General features: G+C 65.2%; 23 protein-coding genes, 1 tRNA gene and 1 pseudogene. 10 read left to right on the top strand and 15 right to left on the bottom strand.

Annotated features, from left to right (window positions below):
• Positions 1-18: 18 nt before the first annotated feature.
• On the bottom strand, positions 19-735 hold the full coding sequence (locus tag V5G24_RS17120) for a GntR family transcriptional regulator (RefSeq protein WP_394080821.1): 717 nt from the start codon (positions 733-735) through the stop codon (positions 19-21).
• Between the two features lie 154 nt (positions 736-889).
• Here V5G24_RS17120 and V5G24_RS17115 point away from each other — a divergent pair, with 154 nt between their 5' ends.
• The 7 genes from V5G24_RS17115 to cuyB all read left to right on the top strand — a co-directional run bounded on the left by V5G24_RS17115 (position 890) and on the right by cuyB (position 7,464).
• Positions 890-2,080, top strand: coding sequence for a mandelate racemase/muconate lactonizing enzyme family protein (locus V5G24_RS17115; RefSeq protein WP_394080823.1), 1,191 nt, complete (start codon positions 890-892; stop codon positions 2,078-2,080).
• Positions 2,081-2,103: 23 nt separating this feature from the next.
• Positions 2,104-2,889 (top strand): ABC transporter ATP-binding protein, encoded by a 786-nt coding sequence (locus tag V5G24_RS17110; RefSeq protein WP_394080825.1) that lies wholly within the window; start codon positions 2,104-2,106, stop codon positions 2,887-2,889.
• A 23-nt stretch (positions 2,890-2,912) separates the two neighbouring features.
• A complete protein-coding gene (locus V5G24_RS17105; RefSeq protein WP_394080827.1) occupies positions 2,913-3,740 on the top strand; it encodes an ABC transporter permease in 828 nt (275 codons plus the stop codon).
• A gap of 20 nt (positions 3,741-3,760) precedes the next feature.
• Entirely contained in the window at positions 3,761-4,837 is a 1,077-nt protein-coding gene (locus V5G24_RS17100) for an ABC transporter substrate-binding protein (protein ID WP_394080829.1), read from the top strand.
• Positions 4,838-4,869: 32 nt separating this feature from the next.
• Positions 4,870-5,643 (top strand): alpha/beta fold hydrolase, encoded by a 774-nt coding sequence (locus tag V5G24_RS17095; protein WP_394080831.1) that lies wholly within the window; start codon positions 4,870-4,872, stop codon positions 5,641-5,643.
• 88 nt (positions 5,644-5,731) lie between these two features.
• Positions 5,732-6,769, top strand: a complete 1,038-nt coding sequence (cuyA, locus tag V5G24_RS17090) for a D-cysteate sulfo-lyase (protein ID WP_394080833.1) — start codon at positions 5,732-5,734, stop codon at positions 6,767-6,769.
• Positions 6,757-7,464 carry a cysteate racemase gene (gene cuyB, locus V5G24_RS17085; protein WP_394080835.1) on the top strand — a complete coding sequence of 236 codons (708 nt, stop codon included), beginning with the start codon at positions 6,757-6,759 and terminating at the stop codon, positions 7,462-7,464. Before cuyA ends, cuyB begins: the two co-directional genes overlap by 13 nt.
• 194 nt (positions 7,465-7,658) lie before the next feature.
• On the opposite strand, the gene V5G24_RS17080 is transcribed toward cuyB, so the two are convergent.
• The 11 genes and pseudogenes from V5G24_RS17080 to V5G24_RS17030 all read right to left on the bottom strand — a co-directional run bounded on the left by V5G24_RS17080 (position 7,659) and on the right by V5G24_RS17030 (position 16,997).
• Positions 7,659-8,543 carry a GntR family transcriptional regulator gene (locus tag V5G24_RS17080; protein ID WP_394080837.1) on the bottom strand — a complete coding sequence of 295 codons (885 nt, stop codon included), beginning with the start codon at positions 8,541-8,543 and terminating at the stop codon, positions 7,659-7,661.
• A complete protein-coding gene (locus V5G24_RS17075; RefSeq protein ID WP_509292326.1) occupies positions 8,488-8,745 on the bottom strand; it encodes a TOBE domain-containing protein in 258 nt (85 codons plus the stop codon). Before V5G24_RS17075 ends, V5G24_RS17080 begins: the two co-directional genes overlap by 56 nt.
• An 18-nt stretch (positions 8,746-8,763) precedes the next feature.
• A pseudogene (locus V5G24_RS17070) lies at positions 8,764-9,548 on the bottom strand (ABC transporter ATP-binding protein); the annotation flags it as partial.
• Positions 9,549-9,598: 50 nt separating this feature from the next.
• Positions 9,599-10,405 (bottom strand): alpha/beta fold hydrolase, encoded by an 807-nt coding sequence (locus V5G24_RS17065; protein WP_394080839.1) that lies wholly within the window; start codon positions 10,403-10,405, stop codon positions 9,599-9,601.
• On the bottom strand, positions 10,398-10,832 hold the full coding sequence (locus V5G24_RS17060; RefSeq protein WP_394080841.1) for a hypothetical protein: 435 nt from the start codon (positions 10,830-10,832) through the stop codon (positions 10,398-10,400). Before V5G24_RS17060 ends, V5G24_RS17065 begins: the two co-directional genes overlap by 8 nt.
• Entirely contained in the window at positions 10,825-11,913 is a 1,089-nt protein-coding gene (locus V5G24_RS17055) for a mandelate racemase/muconate lactonizing enzyme family protein (RefSeq protein ID WP_394080843.1), read from the bottom strand. Before V5G24_RS17055 ends, V5G24_RS17060 begins: the two co-directional genes overlap by 8 nt.
• A 35-nt stretch (positions 11,914-11,948) precedes the next feature.
• Positions 11,949-12,785, bottom strand: a complete 837-nt coding sequence (locus V5G24_RS17050) for an amidohydrolase family protein (protein ID WP_394080845.1) — start codon at positions 12,783-12,785, stop codon at positions 11,949-11,951.
• 94 nt (positions 12,786-12,879) lie between these two features.
• On the bottom strand, positions 12,880-14,181 hold the full coding sequence (locus V5G24_RS17045; RefSeq protein ID WP_394080847.1) for an ABC transporter substrate-binding protein: 1,302 nt from the start codon (positions 14,179-14,181) through the stop codon (positions 12,880-12,882).
• A 23-nt stretch (positions 14,182-14,204) separates the two neighbouring features.
• Positions 14,205-15,032 carry a carbohydrate ABC transporter permease gene (locus V5G24_RS17040; RefSeq protein ID WP_394080849.1) on the bottom strand — a complete coding sequence of 276 codons (828 nt, stop codon included), beginning with the start codon at positions 15,030-15,032 and terminating at the stop codon, positions 14,205-14,207.
• Entirely contained in the window at positions 15,029-15,943 is a 915-nt protein-coding gene (locus tag V5G24_RS17035) for an ABC transporter permease subunit (protein WP_509292252.1), read from the bottom strand. The genes V5G24_RS17040 and V5G24_RS17035 overlap by 4 nt, the downstream gene beginning before the upstream one ends.
• A gap of 82 nt (positions 15,944-16,025) precedes the next feature.
• Positions 16,026-16,997: a DUF6282 family protein gene (locus V5G24_RS17030; protein ID WP_509292251.1), complete on the bottom strand. Its 972-nt coding sequence runs from the start codon at positions 16,995-16,997 to the stop codon at positions 16,026-16,028.
• A 214-nt stretch (positions 16,998-17,211) separates the two neighbouring features.
• Between V5G24_RS17030 and uxuA the strand changes: the two genes are divergently transcribed.
• Both uxuA and V5G24_RS17020 read left to right on the top strand, forming a co-directional pair.
• On the top strand, positions 17,212-18,405 hold the full coding sequence (gene uxuA, locus V5G24_RS17025; protein ID WP_394082067.1) for a mannonate dehydratase: 1,194 nt from the start codon (positions 17,212-17,214) through the stop codon (positions 18,403-18,405).
• A 62-nt stretch (positions 18,406-18,467) separates the two neighbouring features.
• Positions 18,468-19,235 carry an SDR family NAD(P)-dependent oxidoreductase gene (locus tag V5G24_RS17020; RefSeq protein WP_394080855.1) on the top strand — a complete coding sequence of 256 codons (768 nt, stop codon included), beginning with the start codon at positions 18,468-18,470 and terminating at the stop codon, positions 19,233-19,235.
• A 132-nt stretch (positions 19,236-19,367) separates the two neighbouring features.
• On the opposite strand, the gene V5G24_RS17015 is transcribed toward V5G24_RS17020, so the two are convergent.
• Positions 19,368-20,144 (bottom strand): FadR/GntR family transcriptional regulator, encoded by a 777-nt coding sequence (locus V5G24_RS17015; protein ID WP_394080857.1) that lies wholly within the window; start codon positions 20,142-20,144, stop codon positions 19,368-19,370.
• A 159-nt stretch (positions 20,145-20,303) separates the two neighbouring features.
• Here V5G24_RS17015 and V5G24_RS17010 point away from each other — a divergent pair, with 159 nt between their 5' ends.
• Positions 20,304-21,458: a fumarylacetoacetate hydrolase family protein gene (locus tag V5G24_RS17010; protein WP_394080859.1), complete on the top strand. Its 1,155-nt coding sequence runs from the start codon at positions 20,304-20,306 to the stop codon at positions 21,456-21,458.
• A gap of 200 nt (positions 21,459-21,658) precedes the next feature.
• Here the strand turns inward: V5G24_RS17010 and V5G24_RS17005 are convergent.
• Positions 21,659-21,734 (bottom strand) — tRNA-Ala (locus tag V5G24_RS17005).
• A gap of 147 nt (positions 21,735-21,881) precedes the next feature.
• Positions 21,882-22,574, bottom strand: a complete 693-nt coding sequence (locus V5G24_RS17000; protein WP_394080861.1) for an AAA family ATPase — start codon at positions 22,572-22,574, stop codon at positions 21,882-21,884.
• Between the last annotated feature and the right edge of the window lie 103 nt (positions 22,575-22,677).

The following is a 22,677-nucleotide window of genomic DNA, read 5'->3' as shown; positions in this document are numbered from 1 at the left end:
TCGGGGCGCCGCTGTGGCTCAGCGCGAGCCGGACTTTGGGGGCTCGGATGCCTCCTCCGCGTGCGTATGCTTCTGCGCCTCCAGGTGACGCATCAGGATTTCGCCGGAGCTGGTGCTGTGGGCGCTGGCGCAGCGCTCCGCGAGATCGGGATCGCCTTCGGCCACCGCCGTCACCAGGGGAATGTGATTCTCGATCAGCATCGCCGAGCGGGGCAGGATGGCGTTGGACGAGGCCATGAACATCCGCACCTGCTGCCCCACCACCTCATACTGGCTGGCGAGGCGCTGATGGCCGGCCAGGCTGACGATGGTCTTGTGCAGGGATAGGTCGGCCTCGGTGATCTCGCGGCCGTCGCCGGAAGCGGCCGCTGCCTTCAGCACATCGAACGCGATCTCCATGCGCGCGCGCCGGTCCGGGTGGCGGGCGGCGAGGCGCGCGGCAAGCCCTTCCAGGCTGGCGCGCAGGGTATAAAGCTCCCACACGTCGTGGGAGTTGAGGGTGACAACCTCCCAGCCCGCATAAGGGCGCTGGATGATCAGCCCCTCGCCCATGAGGCGCTGGAGCGCGGCGCGGATGGTGCCGCGCGAAAGCTCGAATTGTGCGGCGATCTCCATCTCCGTGAGGCGCGTGCCCGGCAGAACCTCGCCGGAGACAATCGCCTGCCGGAGCGCATCGGCGGCCGCCCTATCGAGACTGCGCTTGGCGACCGCCGAGACCATTTTCAGAGCAGTCATCGGTTGCTTGCTCCCTCTTTAATCAATTCGAGCCCGAACTTTAGTCAATCCATCCATTGACCAACTAAATCGGACGTTATCAGATAATTGTCAACAATCAGCGCGAGACGTTCGCCCACCATAGGGCCGAGCGGAAGACGAAAAAAGGCACAAAATGTCAGTCTCGGTTGCAACGACCGCTCCTTCCACGATTTCCACCATGGCCGCCGGCGAACCCGGCGCGCTACGTTCCGTAGCGTTGCCGGGCCAGCGCATCGTCAGGGCGGAGGCGATCCTCATCTCTGTTCCGTTCGAATCCGGCGGCGTCCCGCCCTGGAGCTTCGGCGGTGCGCCGCGCACGCAATTCGACACCCTGTTCGTGCGCCTCGAGACCGATGCCGGCATGGTCGGCTGGGGAGAGGCCTTCTCCCGCGGCGAGGATCGCGGGCTGAAGATGCTGATCGAGACGCGGGTGCTGCCGCTGATCGTGGGCCGCCGCGCGTGCGAAATCGCCAAGATCAAGTTTGATCTCGAATTCCAGCTCCAGAATTTCGGCCGCGTGGGGCCGATCATGTACGGCATCTCCGCCGTCGATGTCGCTTTGTGGGACCTCGCCGCCAAGTCCGCGGGCCTGCCGCTGGTGGACCTGCTGGGCGGCCCCTTCGCGGACCGCATCGGCGTCTATGCGAGTCTCATGCGCTACGGCAATTGCCCCGACGTGGAGAAAGCGACGCGCCGCGCGGTGGACCTCGGCTACCGCCACGTGAAGCTCCACGAGGTCACCGTCCCCGAGATCCGCGCGGCAGTGGAGGCGGCGGGCACCGACGCGGTGGTGATGCTCGACACCAACTGCCCGTGGTCGGTGACCGAGGCCCTGCGCTATGACCGCGAGCTCGCCCCCCTCGACCTGTTGTGGCTCGAGGAGCCGATCTGGCCGCCGGAGGACTTTCGCGGCCTTGCCATCGTGCGCGCAACCGGACGCCACCGCATCGCCGCGGGCGAGAATGCCGGCTCCCTGCACGACTTCGTCGCCATGATCGACGCCGGCGCCATCGACATCGCCCAGCCGGACGTGGCCAAGACCGGCGGCGTCACCGAGCTGATGAAGATCGCCGCCCTCTGCGAGGCGGAGGGCGTGGAGTTCGTGCCGCACTGTGCGCTGTTCGGACCCGGCCAGGTGGCGACGCTCCACATCAACGCCGCTCAGCGCGGGACGCCGCTGCTGGAGCGCCTGTTCTGCGATTTCGAGGCCGAGATCTACGGCGGTGCCACGCTTCCCGTCGGCGGATACCTGCCGGTGCCCACCGCCCCGGGCCTCGGCCTCGAACCCGACCTCGATGTGATCGAGCGCTATCGCGTCGCGTGATGCCTGAGCCGGAGGAACCGAACATGGGCCCCATCAGTATTCGCAACATCACCAAGTCCTTCAGCGCGCCCGACGAGGCGGAGGCGGTGATCGCCCTCGACGACGTGTCGTGCGAGATCAATGCGGGCGAGTTCTTCTGCATCATCGGCCCGTCGGGCTGCGGCAAGAGCACCTTGCTGCACACCATCGCCGGCTTCTCCAAGCCCACCCTGGGCGCGGCGCTGCGCAACGGCACGCCGATCAGCGGCCCCGGCCCGGACCGCACCGTGATCTTCCAGGAGTACGGCCTGTTTCCCTGGATGACCGTGCACCAGAACGTGGAGTTCGGCTTGCGGGCGAAGGGGGTCGGCAAGGCCGAGCGCAAGGAGATCGTCGATGGCTTCATCGATCTCGTGAGCCTCACCCGCTTCGCGGGCCGCTATCCGCACGAAATCTCCGGCGGAATGAAGCAGCGGGTGAGCATCGCCCGCGCCCTCGCCCCCGACCCCGACGTGGTGCTCATGGACGAGCCGTTCGCCGCGCTCGATTCCCTCACCCGTGACCTGCTGCAGGAGGAGATATTGAGGATCTGGGAACGCACCGGAAAAACCTTCGTGCTCATCACCCACAATATCGAGGAAGCGGTGTTCCTCGGCGACCGGGTGTTGGTGATGACGGCGCGCCCCGGCCGGGTGAAGGCGGTGGTGGACGTCGACCTGCCGCGCCCGCGCGATCCCTCCATCCGGGCGCACGATCTGCGCTTCCTGGAGATCAAGAACGAACTGTCCCATCTCCTGCGCGCCGAAGTCGTGCGTGCGGCGGCCGCGTGATGGCAACGCAAGGAGACGGCGCCATGGCCGCGCCCGACACGCGAGCCGTCCGCTCCACCGGCACCCCGGCGCGCACCCGCGCGTTCCGCCTGCTGAAGAGCGCTGCCGCGCAACTGCGCCATCTGGTGCTCATCCCGATCCTGCTGCTGGCCTGGGAAGGCGCCGTGCGCAGCGGGCTTGCGAACCCGAACATCTTTCCGCCGCCGACGGCCGTGTTCAAGGCGACGATCGACCTCGCCGAGGCCGGGCTGCTGTGGGAGGACATCCGCGCCAGCGTGCTGCGCGTCGCCGTGGGCTTCGGCCTCGCCGCGGTAACGGGCATCTCGCTCGGCCTGCTGCTGGCCATGAACCGCAAGGTGGCGGCCTATCTGCTGCCCTTGGTGGAAATCCTGCGGCCGATCTCGGTCATCGCCTGGATTCCGCTCGCCATCCTGTGGTTCGGCCTCGGCGATCACTCCGCATGGTTCATCATCTTCATCGGCGGTTTCTTTCCGATCTTCACCAATGCTTACACCGGCGCCTGCGCGGTGGCGCCGATCCATGTGCAGGTGTCGCAGTGCTTCGGCGCCGGGCGGTGGCTGTTCCTGACGCGGGTCATGCTGCCGACGGCGGTGCCCTACATCGTCACCGGCCTGCGCGTCGGGCTCGGCGTCGCCTGGACCTGCGTGATCGCCGCCGAGCTGATCGCCGCCACCTCGGGCCTTGGATACATGATCCAGCTCGCCCGCTCCATGATCGAGACCGAGAAGGTCATGTCCGGGATGATCGTGATCGGCGCAGTCGGCTTCCTGATGAACAGCCTGATGCTCTGGCTCGAGCATGCGCTCGTCGGCTGGAAGGCACCCAACTGATAACCAGAGGAGAAAGCAAGATGTCCGATACCATGGGAGTCCGACCCCTTCGGCGCCGCGGCACGGTGGCCCGCGTCCTCGCCGCCACCGCCTTCGCCTGCGCCCTCGCGGGACAGGCGAAGGCCGCAGACCCGATCAAGGTCACGGTCGGCTACCAGTCGCTCTGGGCCGCCGGCGGCGAGGTGGTGGAGGTGCTGCGCCACACCAACATCTTCGAGCTCAACGGCATCAAGGCCGACTTCAAGACCTTCACCTTCGGCGGCCCGCTGGCCGAGGCGGCGGTGGCCGGCGACATCGACAACGTGTTCGCCGCCGATGCCCCGGTGCTGCGGGCCATGGCCCGCATGCCCGGCTCCAAGGTGCTGATGCGCACCCATGATGCCCGCTTCGGCATCCTGGTGCGCCCCGATTTCCAGGGCGGCCTTGCCGACCTGAGGGGCAAGAAGGTGAGCGCACCTTTTGCCACCACCACCTTCCCGCGCTCGGTGAAGGCCATCGTGGCGGCCGGCGTCAAGGACCCCTTCAAGGAGATGACCATCGTCAACCAGGACATCGCCGAGCAGACCGCGGCAATGCAGGGCGGGCTCGTGGATGCCGTCATCACCTGGGACCCGACCATGGAGCGTCTGATCGAGGCCAAGATCGCCAAGCCCCTCTGGGTGGCCCCGAAGGGCGAGAACATCGGCCTCCAGGGCCTTTCCGGCAAGTGGATCGAAGCCAACGGCCGGGACGGCGAAGTGAAGTTCCTCAAGGCTTGGATCATGGCCACTTGGTGGGCTTCCAACAATATCGAGCAGGCCCACGGATGGTTCGCCAAGACCTCGCGCCTCGACCCGCGCCTGCTGAAGATCGCCACCGATTTCGACCGCAATCTCGCCAAGCCCATCAAGAGCCCGGCCGACGTGGACCTCATGGTCTCTGAGGCCGACATCGCCGGCGCCCAAGGCGTGATGGACTTCCTGTTCGACAACAAGCTCCTCAACACCAAGCTCGACGTGAAGCCTTTCTACGACATGGAACCCCTGAAGCAGGCCCACGGCGAGATCGTTGCGGGCAAGCTTCCTGCCGTGACCGACATCAAGGTCATCACCCCCTGACAGCACGCCGCGAATGGCTACGGAGACTTGAGATGGTTCTTGGATACGAACTCGTCGGCACCGGCAAGGAAGGCGTGATCGTCTTCAACGACTGGCTCGCGGACTGCACCAGCTGGAAGCCGATGCACCTCTACCTGGACACGGAACGCTTCACCTATGCCTTCGTGGATATCCGCGGCTATGGGCGGTCGATTAAGCTCGAGGGGGAATACAGCGCCCAGGAAGCGGCGTCGGACGCCTTCGACACCGCCGACAGCCTCGGCTGGGAGCGCTTCCACATCATCGGCTTCTCCATGACCGGCATGGTGGTGGAGCGCATGGTCCTGATGTACCCGGAGCGCATCAAGAGCGAGGTCGCGGTGGGGCCGGTCTCCGCCGCGGCGATCAAGATGGACCCGGAGCGCCGGGCCTTCTTCGAGCGCACGCTGGTGGACGACGACGCGGTGCGCGAGCTTGCGGCCCGCATCACCAACCACAAGCTCACCAAGCAATGGTCCGAGCACAAGCTCTGGCTCGCACGCAATACCCGCAACAACGTGGCGGTGCGGCGCTATCTGGACATGTGGACGGTGGAGGACTTCTCCGACGAGGTGAAGGCCGCCCGCCCCACGCCGCCGCTGCTCGTGGTGGCCGGCGTGTGGGACCAGGCGGGCTTCCTGCCCGACGAACTGGCTTCGACCTTCCTCGCCTGGCATCCCAATTCGGAGATGGCGATCATCGAGAATTGCGGTCACTGCCCCATGCAGGAAACCCCCATCTATCTCACCACCCTGTGCGAGGACTTCATGAATAAGCATGCGGCCTGACCCTGCCGCGTGCCCGACCATGCGCCGCCGGCGGGGCGTTCCCGCCGGCGGACGACCGCAGCCCCACAGCGTTCCGGAGGGCGCCGACATGGACCTCGCCGGCCTTCCCCGCCTGCGCCTCGCCCATCTGCCGACACCGCTGGAGCGGCTCGACCGGCTGACCCGGGCGCTCGGCGGACCGGAAATCTGGATCAAGCGCGATGACTGCACGGGCCTCGCCACCGGCGGCAACAAGGCCCGCAAACTCGAATTCATCATGGCCGAAGCCTGCGCGGCCGGCGCCGACACGGTGGTGACCGCGGGCGCCGTCCAATCCAACCACGCCCGCCAGACCGCGGCGGCGGCGGCCCGGCTCGGGCTCTCGTGCCACCTGCTGCTGGAGGCAGGCGCCTTCCACTCCGATCCCGCTTATGCCGACAACGGCAACGTGCTGCTCGATCGCCTGCACGGCGCCAGCCTGGAATTGCGCCCGCACGGCGCCGACATGGCGCGCGAGCTTGCGGCTTGCGCCGAGCGGCTGCGGGCCGAGGGTCGCAGGGTCCGCCTGATCCCGGTGGGCGGCTCCGACACCACCGGCGCGCTGGGCTACGTGACCTGCGCGGCGGAGCTTGGGGCGCAGGCGGGCGCGGCGAGGATCGCCTTCGACCATATCGTCACCGCAACCGGCAGCGCCGGCACCCAGGCGGGCCTTCTGGTGGGCCTGCGCGCGGCGGGGGCGGGCACGCGCGTGCTCGGTTTCAGCGTGAAGGCGGGGCAGGCCGAGCAGGAGCAGAAAGTGCACGCCCTCGCCGCAGACACGGCGACCCGGATCGGCCGCCCCGGACTCGTGCCGCGCGCCGACGTGGCGGTGGATGCGAGCCAGGTTGGCGCGGGCTACGGCATTCCGACGCCGGAGGCCCTCGCCGCCATCAGGACGTTTGCCGCTTTGGAGGGCGTGCTGCTCGATCCCGTCTACACCGGCAAGGCCGCGGCGGGATTGCTCGACCACGTGCGCAAGGGCCGCTTCGGCAAGAACGAGGCGGTCTGCTTTCTTCATACCGGCGGCACGGCGGCGCTGTTCGGCTATGCTGCGTGCTTCGATCCGCGCGCCGCCATTCCAGAGAGGATTTCGCCATGCCCATCGTGACGCCGCGGCGCATCGGCATATTGGGCGGCATGGGGCCGCAGGCCACCGTGCTGCTGATGGACAAGCTCATTGCCGCCGTGCCCGCCGCTGACGACCGCGACCACATCCCGCTCATCGTCGACCAGAATACGCAGGTGCCGTCGCGCATCCGGCGGCTGATCGAGGGCACGGGCGACGACCCCGAACCCGTGCTGGTGGAGATGGCGCGCCGCCTGGAGCAGGCCGGCGCCGAGGCGCTCGCCATGCCGTGCAACACCACCCACCATTATGCGGGCGCCATCGCCGCTTCCGTGCGCATTCCCATGCTGAGCCTCGTGGAGGTCTCGGTCGGGCGGGCGCTGGCCCTGTCGGCGGCGAGCGACGGCAGGATCGGCATCATCGCCTCGCCCGCGGTGCGGATGACCGCTCTGTTCGACGGGCCGCTGCGCGCTTGTGGCCTGACGCCGGTATATCCCGCCGACGAGGCGGCGGTGCTCGACGCCATCCGGCGCATCAAGGCGTCGGGAGTGGACGCGCAGGCCCGCAGCGCCATGCATCGCACCTCTAGCCAGTTGCTCGCCCACGGCGTTCAGGTGCAGATGGTCGCATGCACGGAGCTGTCTCTGATCATGTCCGAATGCGCCGTGGGGAGCCTCGCCTTTGATACGCTCGATGCGCTCGTGGACGCGATCAAGACTTTCGCGTTGCACGGATGATTGTCCCCTCCGCGCTCCGGGAGCGAACATCCTTGATGCGGAGAGGGCGCGCCCGAAGGCGCGGAGCGCCAATCCCATGCGGCGGCGGGGCATTGTGAGGTTCTTCGGCGGTCTGACGAAAGCTACCGCCGCTAACGCTCTCTGGTCAGACTCGATCGCGGCATTCTGAAATGAAGAGCGATAGAGATTTGATCTCATGTTAATGGGCGCATCGATTTGCGCCGCCTGCCATCTGAAACATCGACCTTTTCGGGAAGATGAAAAGGTGAATTCTCGGCCTTTCCGGCAGCACGGACCAGTTCCATTGTTTTGGTGAAATGCTGTTTCAAGAGAAGCGCCGCCGCGTCGGCATCCCGGGCGAACACCGCCTCGGCGATGTTGGCGTGCTCGGTGAAGGGATCGCGGGTGAAGAGGCCCGCTGGACGCGCGAGACGCCGGTAGCGCTCGCTCTGCTCGTGCAGGGAGTCGCGGAAGCGCAGCAGCCACACCATCCTGCACGCCTGGGTCAGGGTGCGGTGGAACCGGTCATGCAGCATGTTCCAGCCCTCATTGTGCTGGCTCGGATCCGAGGGGTTCATATAAGGCGCGTTGCGCAGATCGTCCCAGGCTTGGCGCACGTTCGCGATCCAGGCTTCGCCCCCCTCTTCCATGGAGCGGCGCAGGGCGAGGACCTCGATCTCGATACGGGTGCGGGTCAGGTCCTCAAGGTCGAACTCCGATATGGGGCTGACGCGGAAGCCTCGCTGGTCCTCGGCCAGCACGAGGCCGTCCGCCACGAGGCGGGAGAGCGCCTCGCGAACCGCCGCGAGGCTCACGTCGAACGCCTGGGCGAGGGCGGAAATGGGAAGCTTCTCGCCGGGCTTCAGCCGGCAGGTGAGGATATCCGTCCGCAGCCGGTCGAAAATCGCCGACGTCAGCGATCGTGGCCGCCGCCCATCAAATAGATCCTGTCCGGCATAGACGTCCGTATCGGACGGGGCGTTTGATATCATGGCGTACCCTGATGCGAACGAGAGGTCGCGTTCATGAATAATGCAACCTTTGGCCGCTGTCGGTGTCAAACAGATGCACCAGATCAATATCCGGTTGCACTTGGATCATCTGGCCCGGCTTGGGCAGGATGCGCTCCCGGAACAGACAGGTCATTTCCTGTCCCGAAGCGCGCATGACGACCAGCGTCTCGGATCCCGTGGGCTCTACCACAGCCACTTCCATGGGCAAGGCACCCTCACAAACGCGGAAATGCTCGGGGCGGATGCCGTAGACCGCAGGTCGGCCCATATCGCTCTCCGGCGCGTCGGTCATCGGCAGGACAATCCCGGTGTCGGTACGAAACCGGTTCTTCTCGATCCGCCCCTTGATGAAATTCATCGAAGGCGAGCCGATGAAGCCGGCGACGAACTGGTTGGCGGGCTTGTCGTAAAGGTCGAGCGGCGCGCCGATCTGCTCCACCACGCCGTCATGCATCACCACGATCTTGTCGGCCATGGTCATGGCCTCGATCTGGTCGTGGGTCACATAGACCGTGGTGGTCTTCAGGCGCTGGTGCAATTCCTTGATCTCGGTGCGCATCTGCACGCGCAGCTTGGCGTCGAGATTGGACAGCGGCTCGTCGAACAGGAACACCTGCGGATCGCGCACGATGGCGCGGCCCATGGCGACGCGCTGGCGCTGGCCGCCGGACAATTGGCGCGGGAACCGATCCAGCAGGTGCGAGAGGCTGAGGATATCGGCCGCCTGCTTCACCCGCATCTCAATCTCGCTCTTCGGCGCCTTCCGCAGCTTCAGCGAGAAGCCCATGTTGGCCCCGACCGTCATGTGGGGATAGAGCGCGTAATTCTGAAACACCATGGCGATGTCCCGCTCCTTGGGGGGACATCGTTGATGACGCGATTGCCGATCATCATCCGCCCGCCGGTGATGTTCTCCAGCCCGGCGATCATGCGCAGCAGCGTGGACTTTCCACAGCCGGACGGTCCCACCAGCACCACGAACTCGCCATCGGCGATGTCGATGGAGACGCCGTGAAGCACAGCGACCGAGCCATAGGCCTTCTTCACTTTATCGATCAGCACGGGTGCCATGGAGCGACCTGTTCGTTATGCGATGGGAGGGGTTTCGAGGCTCTGCGGCATCACAGCCCCGCCTCGTCAAAGAAAGTGAGCATCATGTCGGCCACGCGACCTGGGGCTTCGAGGTGCGGGAAATGGCCGAGCCCAGGCAGCGGCACCATGCGCACTAGCGGCGCGTTGACGAGGCGGCCCCGGGTCGCCTCCACCATCTCGCGGGATGCCAGCCAGTCCTCCGACCCATGGGCGAGGAGCACCGGAACCTTCACCTTGTCCATCAGGGGGCGGATGCCGCACCGGCCATAGGCGCGCAAATCGCCCTGCTGGGCCACGGGGATGATGGACAGGACGCCCCATTCCGAGAACGCCCGCCCTTCGGGCGTCGCCTCGGATCCGACAAGGCTCATGGAGAAATCCATGTTCGCGTGCATCAGGCTCACCTGGGGATGGGTCATCAGGTCGAGCGCGGTCTCGGTGAAGGTCGGCGTGTGGTCGCACCCTTGCAGCGCCACCGCCGCCCGCACCTCGGGCGCGACAGCCGCCAGAAGCAGCGACAGGTTCCCGCCGAGCGAGCAGCCCGTGATGATGAAGCTGTCGCCAACCACGACGGCCGCGAACTCCCGCAGCCATTGCGCGATCTCGTGCGCGTCCTGGAGGCAGGCATTGCCGGCGAGCGGCCAGCTCTTGCCATGGCCGGGCAGGTCGGGAACGAACATGTGGTAGCGGCCGGCAAGTGCCTGCATGACGCCGTGCCACTGGCGCCCCTCCCGCCCCGCCGTGTGAATGGCGACGATCGCCGGGCCTTCGCCGCACGCCTCGTAATAGGCCTGGCGCCCGCGCACCTCGACATAACGCCCGACGATCTCAGTCATGTCCGATGCCTCCCGAGAGCCGGGCCGACACACGCCAGAGCTGCCACAGCGCCGGCGTCATCCACAGGACGGAGAGCGCGTCGCCCTCGACCCGCAGCCGCCCGTGGAACACGTTGATGGCCCGGGCATAGGGGATGGCGCCGGTGATCACCTTCTCCCACTCGCTCCTTGGCCCGCTGATGGAGAAGCGAATTCCGGTCAGGTCCTTCCCCTCCAGACGCGCCAGGACGCCCCGGTGGAATTCCAGGAGGTGCTGCGCGTCGTCGATCCTGACAGCGAAGGCGCAGGCGCGGGCGTGGGCCGCCTTGCCGCACAGGTCCGCATCATCCGCCGCCGCCGCGACGAGCAGGTCCCAGAAGCCGCTGCCCGAGATGTCCATGCGGCCCTCGAATGCCGCCGCGCCGGCGTGTGCGTGAGCGTCACCCATGGCTGCCGTACCTTTCGATGATCTCGCGGGAGAAGGAGAGACCGAGCCCGGGCCGCTCCGGCAAGTGGAACATGCCGCCGACGATCTTCGGCTCCTCGTTGAAGAGCTTTTCCCACCAGCCGGGCAGATATTCGCAGAAGGTGGCGTTGGGCATCGCGGCGACGAGATGCGCGGAAATCTCCGTGAAGGTGTGGGAGGAGACGGGCACCTGCCGGGCAGCGGCGAGGGCTCCCACCTCCATGAATTCGGTCGGCCCGCCGCACCGCATCAGATTGGGCATCAGCACGTCGCAGGCCTTGCCGTCGAGCAGTTCCAAGTGGCCGTAGCGCGTGAAGACGGATTCCCCGGCGGCCACCGGCATGTCCAGCGCGTCCGCCACCCGCGCGGTGCCCGCAACGTGGTAGACCGAGACCGGCTCCTCGTACCAGCACACGCCAAGGTCCTGGAAGCGGCGCCCGGCGGCGATGGCGTCCGCCACGCTCCACGCCTGATTGGCGTCGATCATGATGCCGAAGTCGTCGCCAACCGCCGCACGCAGTTTTCCGACGCGCGCCACGTCGATTTGCCAATCGGGACGGCCCACCTTGATCTTGCAGCGCCGGAAGCCCGCCGCGCGATGCTGCTCCACCTCCTCGATCACCGCCTCGATGGGATCGGCCAGGAAGCCACCGGTGGGATAGAGCTCGATCTGCGCGCGCACGCTGCCGAGCAGCCGGTGGAGCGGCGTCGCCAGGGATTGGGCGAACAGGTCCCACAGCGCGGTATCGACGACGCTCATCGCCATGGCGGAAGGACCCGTCTGGCCGATAAAGTTAAGCTGCCGCCACATGGCGAGCGCGTGAGCGCGCCGGTCCGCGATCGTCTTGCCGACGAGGGGCTGCGCGAGATCCTCCACGATCAACCGGATGGCCGCCGCCTGACGGAAGGCGAAATTAAACGCATATCCGATGCCGACACGCCCGCCGGCATGGATCTCGATCAACACGTTCTCCAGGTCCTGATAGATATGGTTGCCCGTCTGGAGGGGACGCTCGAACGGGATCGAGACATGGTGGGTGACGATCTTGTCGATGGTGACCATTGGGATTGTCCAGGTCCTTTCGCGGTCCGGCCGGCTCAGATGCAGCCGCACTTGCGCAGGAGGTTTTCCGCGTTCGTGTGCAGCACCCGCTCAAGCGCCTCCGGCGTGAACGGCAGGGCCGAGACACGCGCGATGGCGGTCTTCACCGGCACCACGGGGAAGCAGCTCGCGAACAGGATGCGGTCGGGGATGATGGTGTTCGCCGCCTCGGCGAAGAGGTTCGCGCCTGGCAGGTGGGAGTAGAGCGAGGTGTCGATGAAGACATTCTCGTGCCGGAACGCGATGGCGATGGTCTCTGTCACCCAGGGCCAGCCGGAATGATCGACGATGATGGTCAGTTCCGGGAAATCACAGGCCACATCGTCGATGGCGCGCACGTCACCATGGGCAAGGCGCGGGCCGGGGAAGGGCAGCGGCCCGCAGGTGATCACCACGGGCACGTCCAGTTCCGCGCATTTTGCATAGACCGGATAGAGCCTGCGGTCGTTGGCCGCGACCAGCCCGCCATAGGGATCGACCGAAACGCCCTTCAGACCCAAGACCTTGATGGCATGTTCAACGGCGCGGACCGAATGCATGCCCTGGAGGGGGTTGATGCCGGCAAATCCGACCACCTTGCCCGGGAAGCGCTGCGCGGTCTTCGCCACATATTCGTTGGTGACGTCGTGCCCGGTGGTGCCTTCGGACTGGCGGCCGGTGAACACCACGCGCTCGACGCCATCCGCCTCGAAATTCTCGATCCACTGCTCCAGCGTGACCGGCGGTGGCACGGGAGAGCCGAGCTTGCGCATCACGGTCTGCTGGACGGGCGAGTCCAGTGCGACCAGATATTCCTTGGTATTGGGGCGGGAGCGGAAATCGATTACACGCATCTCAACTCTCTCTTCGCCAGGAAGCACAGGCGCACCGCGCGCGCCGGGGAAGCATGTCCGGCGCCGCCCACAAGAGCGGCGCCGGGTGAGCGGCCTATTTCAGCTTCTTCGCGACGGCGTCCACCGCCGTCTCCGCGGGCGTCTTGCGGATCACCACCTGTTCCAGGATCTTCGCAAGCGAACGGCTCTGGAGGACGGGGCCCAGCTTAAGCTGCGGCTCGCCGGCCTCATTCAGCGGGAACTGCCCGACATCGAGGGCTTGCTTCAGAACCGCCAGCGACTTCTCGCCGGCCGGCGTCTTGAAGAGCGGCTGATCAAGGAAAGACGGGTTCTCCGAGACGCTCTTCAGCGGCGGCCAGTAATGCACCGGCACCGTCTTCATCATCCGGATCTTCCGGTCGCCGGTCTCCAGATAAGAGATGAAGTCTTCCGCCTCCTTCTGGTTCTTCGCGCCTTTCGAAAAGGCCCAGCTCTTGATGTAGAGCAGCGCCGCGGGATGCGCGCCCGGCCCGTTTCCAGGCGGATGGAGCATGGGCACCGCGACATCGAGGAGCTGGGGGTTGAACTGCTGGAGGTAGCTCAGCAGGCGGAAGGGATAGTCGGTGTGCCCGACCGCCCCGGTCGCGAAGGCGTTCATCATCTCATTGTTGGAATAGTTGTTCACGCCGGGCGGTGCGAAGGAGGTGACCTTGGCCAGGAAGGCGAAGGTGTCCACCGCATTGGGCTTGTCGAGCGTCACCGCGCCGTCCTTGTCGAATACGGTCGCGCCGTTGGACCACATCCAGTTCTGGACGATGTCATTGGTCAGCCAGGTGTCTCCGACCGACATGGCGGTGCCGTAGAACTTGCCGCCGCCGCCTTGCCCTTCCGATTTGGTGAGGACCTCGAGGTTATTGAGGTACTCATCCCAGCTCTTGGGTTCCTTGAGGCCGTATTTGTCGTAGAGGTCCTTGCGATACCACAGCACATTGACGCCGATGCTGAAGGGGACGGCCCAGACTTTGCCATCCAGCGTCATCGCCTTCAGCACACGGTCGAAATAGTCCTTGCGGCCCACGTGATCGATGATCGGGTCGCCCGGGCGAATGATGCCTTTCCGGGCCAGTTCGAAAGTCTCGTATTGGTTCTGGACGTTGAACACCTCCGGCGGGTCGCCGGCAGCCACCGCCGCCATGAGCTTCTGGGTCATATCCTGGAAGCCGACATATTGAACTTCGATCTTGGTGCTTGGATTGGTCTTCTCATAGTCGGCGATGACCGATTCCAGCACCTTTTTGGTGTCCGGATTGGTCTCCGTGGTCATGATCCGGACCGTTCCGGCCCAGGCGGCGGTACCCACGACCAGTGACGATAGCGAGATTGCTGCGGCGTAAAGGACGTTCAATCTTTTCTTCATATTGTCCTCCCTCTCGAAGTCTTTCATCCCTTCACGGCGCCGGCCGCGAGGCCTTGGATGAGCCATTTCTGAACGAAGGCGAATCCGACCAGCACGGGCAGGGTGATGAGCACCCCGCCCGCCATCAGCAGCCCCCATTCGACGCTGGTCGCCTCAACGAAGCCCGCGACCCCAACCGGCAAGGTCTTCTTGCTCTCGTCGACGATGAGCACCAGGGCGAAGAGGTAGTCGTTCCAGGAGATGATGAAGGCGAACACGCCCATGGCGACCAGGCCCGGAAGGGCGACCGGCAGCACCACCAGCCAGAGGGTATTCAGGCGGCTGGCGCCGTCGATCATGGCGGCCTCGTCCAGGTCCAGCGGGATGGCCTCGAAGAAGATGATGGCTAGCCACATCACGAGCGGCAGCGTGAAGGCGACGTGCGCCAGGGAGAGGCCGATGAGGCTGTTGATGAGCCCGATATTCTTCAGCATGACGAACAGCGGGATCGACAGCAGGATCGGCGGGAACATGTAGGTGAACAGGACGCTGCTGGCGATGAAGTCGCGGCCGAAGAACTTGAAGCGCGTGATGCCATAGGCCGCGAACACCGCCACCACCATGCAGCCCCCGGTGGCCAGCGTCGAGACGATCAGGCTGTTGAGGAAATACTGCGGGAACATGGTCTCGCGCAGCAGCCGGCCGTAGTTCGCCAGCGTGAAGTGCTCGCTGGGCAGCAGCGACAGGGTGCGGCTGAAGAGATCCGAGAACGGCTTCACCGAGGAGATCAGCATCCAATAGAGCGGGAAGCCCACGATGCAGACGGTGAGAATGATGAACGCCCAGAGCAGGATGCGCGATGCCGTGATCATCGGCCGTTCTCCGTTTTGAGCTTGCGCGCGTACCAGAAGCCGAACAACGCCAGCAGCATGAAGATGCAAGCCGAGGTCGTGGCCCCGGCGCCGAGCTGGTATTCCTGGAAGGCCTGTATATAGGCCAGGATCGGCAGGGTTTTGGTCTTGCCCACGGGGCCGCCCTGGGTCAGCAGCCACACCGTGTCGAACTTGTTGAACATCCAGAGGCCGCGGATGAACACCACCAGCAGGATGGTCGAGCGCAGCTCGGGCAGCGTGACGTACCAGAAGCGCTGGAACGCCCCTGCGCCATCCACCCGCGCGGCCTCATAGAGCTCGCTCGGAATGACCTGCAGGCGCGCCAGGACCTGGATGGTGATGAAGGGGAAGAACATCCAGACATTGATGAGGATAACGCTCGGCATGGCGAATTCGGGAGAGCCGAGCCAGGCGATGCCTTCGCTGATGATGCCGAGATCCATCAGCGCCAGATTGGCGACGCCGTAGAGGTCATTGAGGATCCATTTCCACACGAGCACGGCCACGATGGTCGGCGCAACGAAGGGAAACAGGATGAGGCCGCGCACCAGCGCCCGGCCACGAAAGGCGTTGTTGAGCAGCAGCGCCGTGGCGATGCCGGCCAGAAGCTGTAGCACGACGGTGAAAAAACTGAAGACGAGGCCGTTCCAGAGCCCATCCCAGAAATCCGCGGTTGAGAATAACTCGCGGTAATTCTCCAGCCCGACGAACGCGCGCTCGGTGCTGAGGACCTCGACGCTGTTCAGGCTCAACCACAAGGAAGAGACCAGCGGATAGGCCGCAAAGAGGAGGAGCAGAAGCACCGCCGGGGCGACGAACAGATAACCCTTGTAATTCTCATTGCGAAATATGCGCCTGCGCCCCCTGGGCGTGTGGCTTTGAAGGATCATTTGCTGGCCCAGGGGCGATGTCGAAGGTTTCATGGCGTCCCGGAAGTCCTCTGCCAGTGAAATTCAATCGGCCGCGGCGCAGTCACCACGCTTCCAGCCCGATGATGCGGGCGGGGTTGCGGTGGAACATCGTGCGGATCTCCTCCGGCGAAATCCCGACTTTCAGAAGGATGGCGATGTAGGTGCGCATGCCTTCCACCGGGACGGGCGAATAGAGCTGGCCCAGATCGGAGCTCATGAAGCAATGCTCGATGCCGATGTCCTTCATGGCAGCGGCAACATCCTGCGGATTCTTGGTGGGCTCGCCGTGGACAAAGTGCATGAACGGCATCATCAGGCCGAAATCAAACTCGATCAGGCAACCCAGTGCCGCGAATTCCTTCAGGTCGGCGTGCGTCAGGCGCGTCATGGCCCACTGGGAATGGCTGACGATGATCCGCTTCAGGCCCTGGTCCTTGGCCTCGCGCACCACGTGGTGGCTCTCCTCCGCCGAGAGGTGGCAGGTGGCGAGACAGGCATCGTATTCCTTGACGAGACTGATGACTTCGCGAACTTCGGGAATGAGCTTCCCGTCGCGAAGCACGGTGATCGCCTCCTCTTCGCCGAGGGGCAGGTTCACGCCCGCATAGTAACGCTTGCGGTATTCGTAATGATTGAGGCTGTCTCCGGTGGGGAAATGCACGACCCGTGCGCCGTCGCCATGGGTTAGCGCCACCCAGACGGCGCGCGGGTTCACGCCGCCGCTGGCGAGATTCATCACATGCGCCCCGTAGATCGGGATGCCCGGCCCGAGGCGGCTCGCCACATAGGCGGTTCCGGTGGTCGAAGGCCCGATGTCCTTGATGACCAGCGCGCGCATGCCCGCAGCATGGGCATCCTGCGCCAAAGCAATGACGTCCTGGGAATGGCTCAGCGGGAAGACGTGCGGATTGGTGTGAATGTGCACATCGATGCCGCCGACCATGAGGTCTCGCACATCACCCGCATGGAGGCCGCGCGCCATCTGCTCCCGTGAGGGAAAACGCAAACCAATGTCCGTCCGCGGCGTGCTCATCGGCGTTTCCTCTCTTTTTTCTCGATCCTAAAGTTCGGCGGCTCAATCGCCAGTCAAAAAATCGAAAATCGATAATTTATAGCCGTCTCGTTGTCGGCCGATCTCAATTAATCCGACGGCACTTCATTTGTCCAACATTTTAATTGACGGCTAGGGCTTATCTCCGTAATTACCCTGAAAAGAGATTGAAATGTCCAACAATGAGGCGATGGCTATGCAGCAGGCTTGGCGCTGGTACGGCCCGAATGATCCGGTCACGCTCCGACATATCCGCCAGGCGGGCGCCAGGGGCGTCGTGACGGCCCTGCACCACAAGTACAATGGCGAGCCCTGGTCCCTGGACGATGTGCGCGCGCACAAGGCGCTCATCGAGAAGGAAGGACTGGTCTGGTCGGTCTGCGAGAGCATTCCGGTGCTGACCGATGTGAAGATCGGCGCGCCGGGCGCCCAGCGCGCCATCGAGAACTGGAAAACCAGCCTGCGCAGCCTCGCCGGGGCGGGCATCCCGGTGGTCTGCTTCAACTTCATGCCGGTGGTGGATTGGACCCGCACCGACCTCGAATATGAGATGCCGAGCACGGGCCTCGCGCTCCGCTTCGACATGATCGACTTCGTCGCCTACGACGTGTGTGTGCTTCGTGGCGACGGCGCCGCCGGCTTCTACGATCCCGCCGTCGTCGCGGAGGCCCGGCAGCGCCATGCCGCCTGGACGCCGGATGACATCCGCCAGGTGGAAGACAACATCATCTGCGGACTGCCCGGTGGGGAAGGGCGATACGACCGCGCGGGCATCCTGCGCGAGCTCGACCTCAACCGCGACGTGACGCCGGACAAGCTGCGAGCGAACCTCGTACACTTCCTCAAGGAAGTGGTTCCGGTGGCCGAGGAGGTCGGCGTCAAGCTGGTCATCCACCCGGACGACCCGCCCTTCTCCCTGTTCGGCCTGCCCCGCGTGGTCTCGACGGCAGAGGATCTGCGGCACATCCTGAGCGCGGTCGACAGTCCCGCGAACGGTATCGTCATCTGCACCGGCTCCTATGGCGTGCGGGCCGACAACGACATCGTCTCCATGATCCGCGAGTTCGGGCCGCGCATCAATTTCGTCCATCTGCGCAATGTCCGCCGCGAGGAGCACGGATCATTCCACGAAGCCGACCATCTCGACGGCAGCGTGGATATGGTGGCCGTCATCCGCGCCCTTCTGGAAGAGGAAGCGAAGCGCAAAGCGGCGGGGCGGGCGGACTGGCAGATCGCCATGCGTCCCGACCACGGCCATGTGCTGGTGGATGAGATCGGGAAGAAAGTGAACCCCGGCTACAGCTGCATCGGCCGCCTGAAGGGCCTCGCCGAATTGCGCGGCGTCATGGTCGCCCTCGCCCATCAAGATCCTGCCCTTCCCCCCATCTGAGGCCCGTCTGAGGCCGGCGGCGCGGGCCAGCTTGCGCCGCCGGCCGGAAGAGGAGATCCGCCTTGACCTCGCATATCGATTTGACCGACCACCGCGTCCTGCTGCTCGGCTCGAGCTCCGGCATTGGCGCGGCGGCTGCCCGCGTCCTCACCGCCTGTGGCGCCCGCGTCTGCCTGCACTACAACGCCAACCGGCAGGGCGCGGAGACGCTCGCCGAGGAGATCGCCCGCGCGGGCGGCGCGGCCGAAATCGTGGGCGGAGACCTCCTGGTGCCGGGCGCAATTCCCGGCATCGTCTCCAGCGCGGTGGAAAAGCTGGGCGGCCTCGACGTGCTCGTGAACAACGCCGGCTCCCTGGTGGGACGCACGCCGCTGGAAGCCTTCGACGACGACATCTGGGACAGGGTAACGCGGCTCAACGTGCGCGCGGTGCTGGGGACGGCCCGGGCGGCCCATCCCACGCTCAGCCGCAGCGCGCATGGGGTGATCATCAATGTGGGCTCCATCGCGGGCCGCAACGGCGGCGCTCCCGGCTCTGGCCTCTATGCCGCCGCGAAGGCTGCGGTCCACAGCCTGACGCGCTCCATGGCCAAGGAATTCGCCAAGGACGGAATCCGCGTGAACGCCGTGGCGCCCGGCTTCATCACAACGCCCTTTCACGCGACGACCCCCCTCGACACGCAGGAGGCGGTGCGCAAGACCATCCCCCTGGGTCGCCTCGGCACCGCGGAGGATTGCGCCTGGATCTTCGCCTTCCTCGCCTCGCAGGAAATGTCGGGTTACATCACCGGCCAGATCATCGATGTGAATGGCGGGCAGTTCATGCCTTAGAGCGCGATCCGATCAAATTGAATCAATTTGATCGGTGAATCGCCCTGTAAATCGATGAAAGAGAACGCGTTGTCCGATCAGCTTGCGGTGCGCGCTGATCGGCGCGTGCTCTAAGGCGGCGGAATGCCCTCCTCACCTTTCGGGCAGCGACTCCTTCGCCTTGGTGCCGGCCTCGGGGATGAACTTCAGGCCGGACTTCAGATGGAGGCCCAGCCAATAGGTATAGGCCGCGCCGTCCTTCTGCCGGATGGCATCGATGATGGCCCGGTGCTCGGCGGCGATGTCCCGTCGCTGCGTGCGCTCTCTCTTGCCGTTCTCCATGAGTTTCTCGATGACGGGGCGCATGATCAGATAGACATCTTCGGTCGTTTTATTGTTGGACATTCTCACAATATGACTGTGAAAAGCATAGTCGAATTTCGCAGCGTCCGCGACGGAAGTGGCCTCTTCCATCTTCCAGGTGAGGGCCTCCAGGGTTTCGAGATCCTGCGGCGTCACATTTGAGAAGACGCGCTCGCGAATCCCTTCCTCCACCAGCCGCCGAAACTCCTGGATGTCGGTGAAGATGTCGGCGGACAGGCGGAAGCCGAAGGAGAACAGCCGCATGGCCGCCGCATGCCGGTCGTCGATCAAGATCGCGCCGCTCTTTTGACGGGCTTCAACAATGCCATAGGCGCGCAAGGTCCGCATCGCCTCGCGGACCGTGTTGCGGCTGGAGCCGAACAGCTTCGCGAGTTCGATCTCGCCGGGCAGCGCGTCTCCCACCGTCAGGCCCCGCTCATCGATGAGCCGCTGGATCGCGTCGATGATCTGGTCTACGGCAGAGCCGGACGCCACCTCGCTCTCGGCTTGGCCTGCCAGCTTTCCCTTGTTTGCGCCGCTCACGGCCTTCGCTCCAGCTTGATCCATTTGTCCAACATTTCAGATTGACACCGCCCTAAATACCCTTAACCCCTAGACCGGCATTGATGTCCAACAAAATCGGCTTTTCGTCAGCCGGACCCAATGAGTCCACGCGCCCGAATGCGAGCGCCGACCGGACATTGCCGGTGGCACAGGAGGCATGCCTTGAGCTTTACCCCGTCTCTTCCGCCCGAAGGAACCTTCCTTGGTCGCGTCTGGCTTCCGGACGTCGCCGGGCCCGCCGTGGTCCTCGTGCGCGATGGAGAAGTCTACGACATAACCTCCCCCGCCGCCCCCACCATGACGGACCTCCTCGAACTGGAGGATTGCGTCGGGTTCCTTCGGGCGGTGGACAAGCGCCACATCGGGTCGCTCGCGGCGATCGCGGCCTCCTCCCAGGCCGCCGACCCGACGCAGATCCATCTGCTCGCCCCGTGTGATCTCCAAGCGGTGAAGGCGAGCGGCGTGACCTTCGCCCAGTCCATTCTGGAACGGGTGATCGAGGAGAAGGTGGCGGGCGACCCATCGCGCGCTTTGGTGTTCCGCCAGAAGATCGAGGCGAGCATCGGCGGCAGCCTGAAGAAGCTCGTCCCCGGCTCGCCCGAGGCGGACGCGTTGAAGCGCACGCTGATCGAAGAGGGGCTGTGGTCCCAGTATCTTGAAGTGGGGATCGGGCCGGACGCGGAAATCTTCACCAAGGCCCAGCCCATGTCCTGCGTCGGCTGGGGCGCAGCGGTCGGCGTTCACGCCATGTCGCACTGGAACAATCCCGAGCCGGAGATCGTGCTGTTCGTCAACAGCCGCGGCGAGATCAAGGGCGTGAGCCTCGGAAACGACGTCAATCTCAGGGATGTGGAGGGACGCTCGGCGCTGCTGCTCGGCAAGGCCAAGGACAACAACGCCTCATGCGCGGTGGGCCCCTTCGTCCGCCTCCTCGACGACGGGTACGGGCTCGACCATATCCGCCGGTCCCACGTGAAGCTGCGGGTGGAAGGCGAGGACGGCTTTGTCCTCGAAGACGGCAGCTCCATGTCGGAGATCAGTCGCGACCCCGTCGATCTGGTGGCTCAGGCCATCGGACCCAATCATCAGTATCCGGATGGCTTCATCCTGTTCCTCGGCACCCTCTTCACGCCGGTCCAGGACAGGGGCGAGGCCGGGCAGGGCTTCACGCACCATTGGGGTGACGTGGTCATCATCTCCGATCCGCTGCTGGGTGAGCTCAGAAATACGGTTCGCCCCGCGGATGCGTGTCCGCCCTGGGACTTCGGAACCCGCAAGCTGATGCAAAACCTCTCCGCGCGCCATCTCCTCCCGTGAGCGGCGCGCAGCCCGTCCTTTGATCGCGTTTTCCCGAAGGCTAAAAGGGATGCCCCGCGTCCCGGCTTCACGATCCCGATGCAAGAAGGCGCAGGGCTGCCAAAGGCCGCGCGCCTCTGGTACGAAACCGGGTACGCACCTGCAAATCGCAGGGCGATAAGCTAATGATTTTTAAGAAAAATCCGCGACATGGATCGAAGTGGTGGAGCCGAGGGGAATCGAACCCCTGACCTCTGCAGTGCGATTGCAGCGCTCTCCCATCTGAGCTACGGCCCCGGTCGTTGGGAGGCGCCATTTAGAGTCGGGGGGCATGGCCTGTCAAGCAGGTTGCCCGGCAATCCAACGGGGAAAACGTCAAGGGCCGCGCAACGCGCCGGTTCGCTTGATGGCGAACGGTGGATCGGACGGTCGAAGGCCTGTGTGTCAGCGTCCGCCGGGCCCGGAACGGGGGCGCTCGGGGCCGCGCGCCATGCGAATCGGGCCGAGCACCCGCAGAATCTGATCCGCCAGCACACGCATGTCGCGGTCCGCCACCGAGCCCGGCGCATAGGTGGAGACCGCCTCGCCGGCGGTGAAGGAGCGCACGAAATTCACGTCATAGGACAGCGGAGAACTGACCGGCAGGCCGAACCCGGCCAGTTCAGGGCCGATCTGCTGGCCTTCCAGGGTGCCGGGATCGACCTTGGTGGGCACCACCACCGCCTTGGGGCCGGGTCCGCGGATGGCCGCCCGCACCTCGCCGAGGCGGCCCAGGGTCTGCTTCAGCGAGCTGATGTCCAGGCTCGAGGGGCCGCACGGCAGGACCAGCAGGTCCGACAATTCTACGCACGCCTCGAAGGTGAGGCCGAGCTCGCCGGGACAGTCGATGATGGCGAATTCACCGCCGCTGCGAAACACGCCCTTGATCCAGGACACCATGTTGGCCCGGGTCAGCACATCGTTGCGCACGGTGAAGCGCAGCCGCCGCGGCAGCGCCCAGGCATAGGCGGACCCCTGCGGATCGGCATCGATGAGCGTCACGGCGCGGCCCAAACGCACGAATTCCCCCGCGAGGTTGATCGCCGTTGTGGTCTTGCCGACGCCGCCCTTGCGCTGGACGACCGAAATTATCTGCATCTTGAGCCCGAATATCCCGCGCTGCCGCATCCGCCCGGCCGCGGATCTCGACCGTTCCTTGTCCGCGTATCGGGCCGGGCGGGCAAACGCAAGCGCGCCCGCA

The sequence above is a fragment of the Roseixanthobacter finlandensis genome, from assembly GCF_043195105.2.
Taxonomy (GTDB): Bacteria; Pseudomonadota; Alphaproteobacteria; order Rhizobiales; family Xanthobacteraceae; genus NCEH01.
Note: the sequence above shows the minus strand (reverse complement) of the source record. Positions and strands in the feature narration are given on the sequence as shown.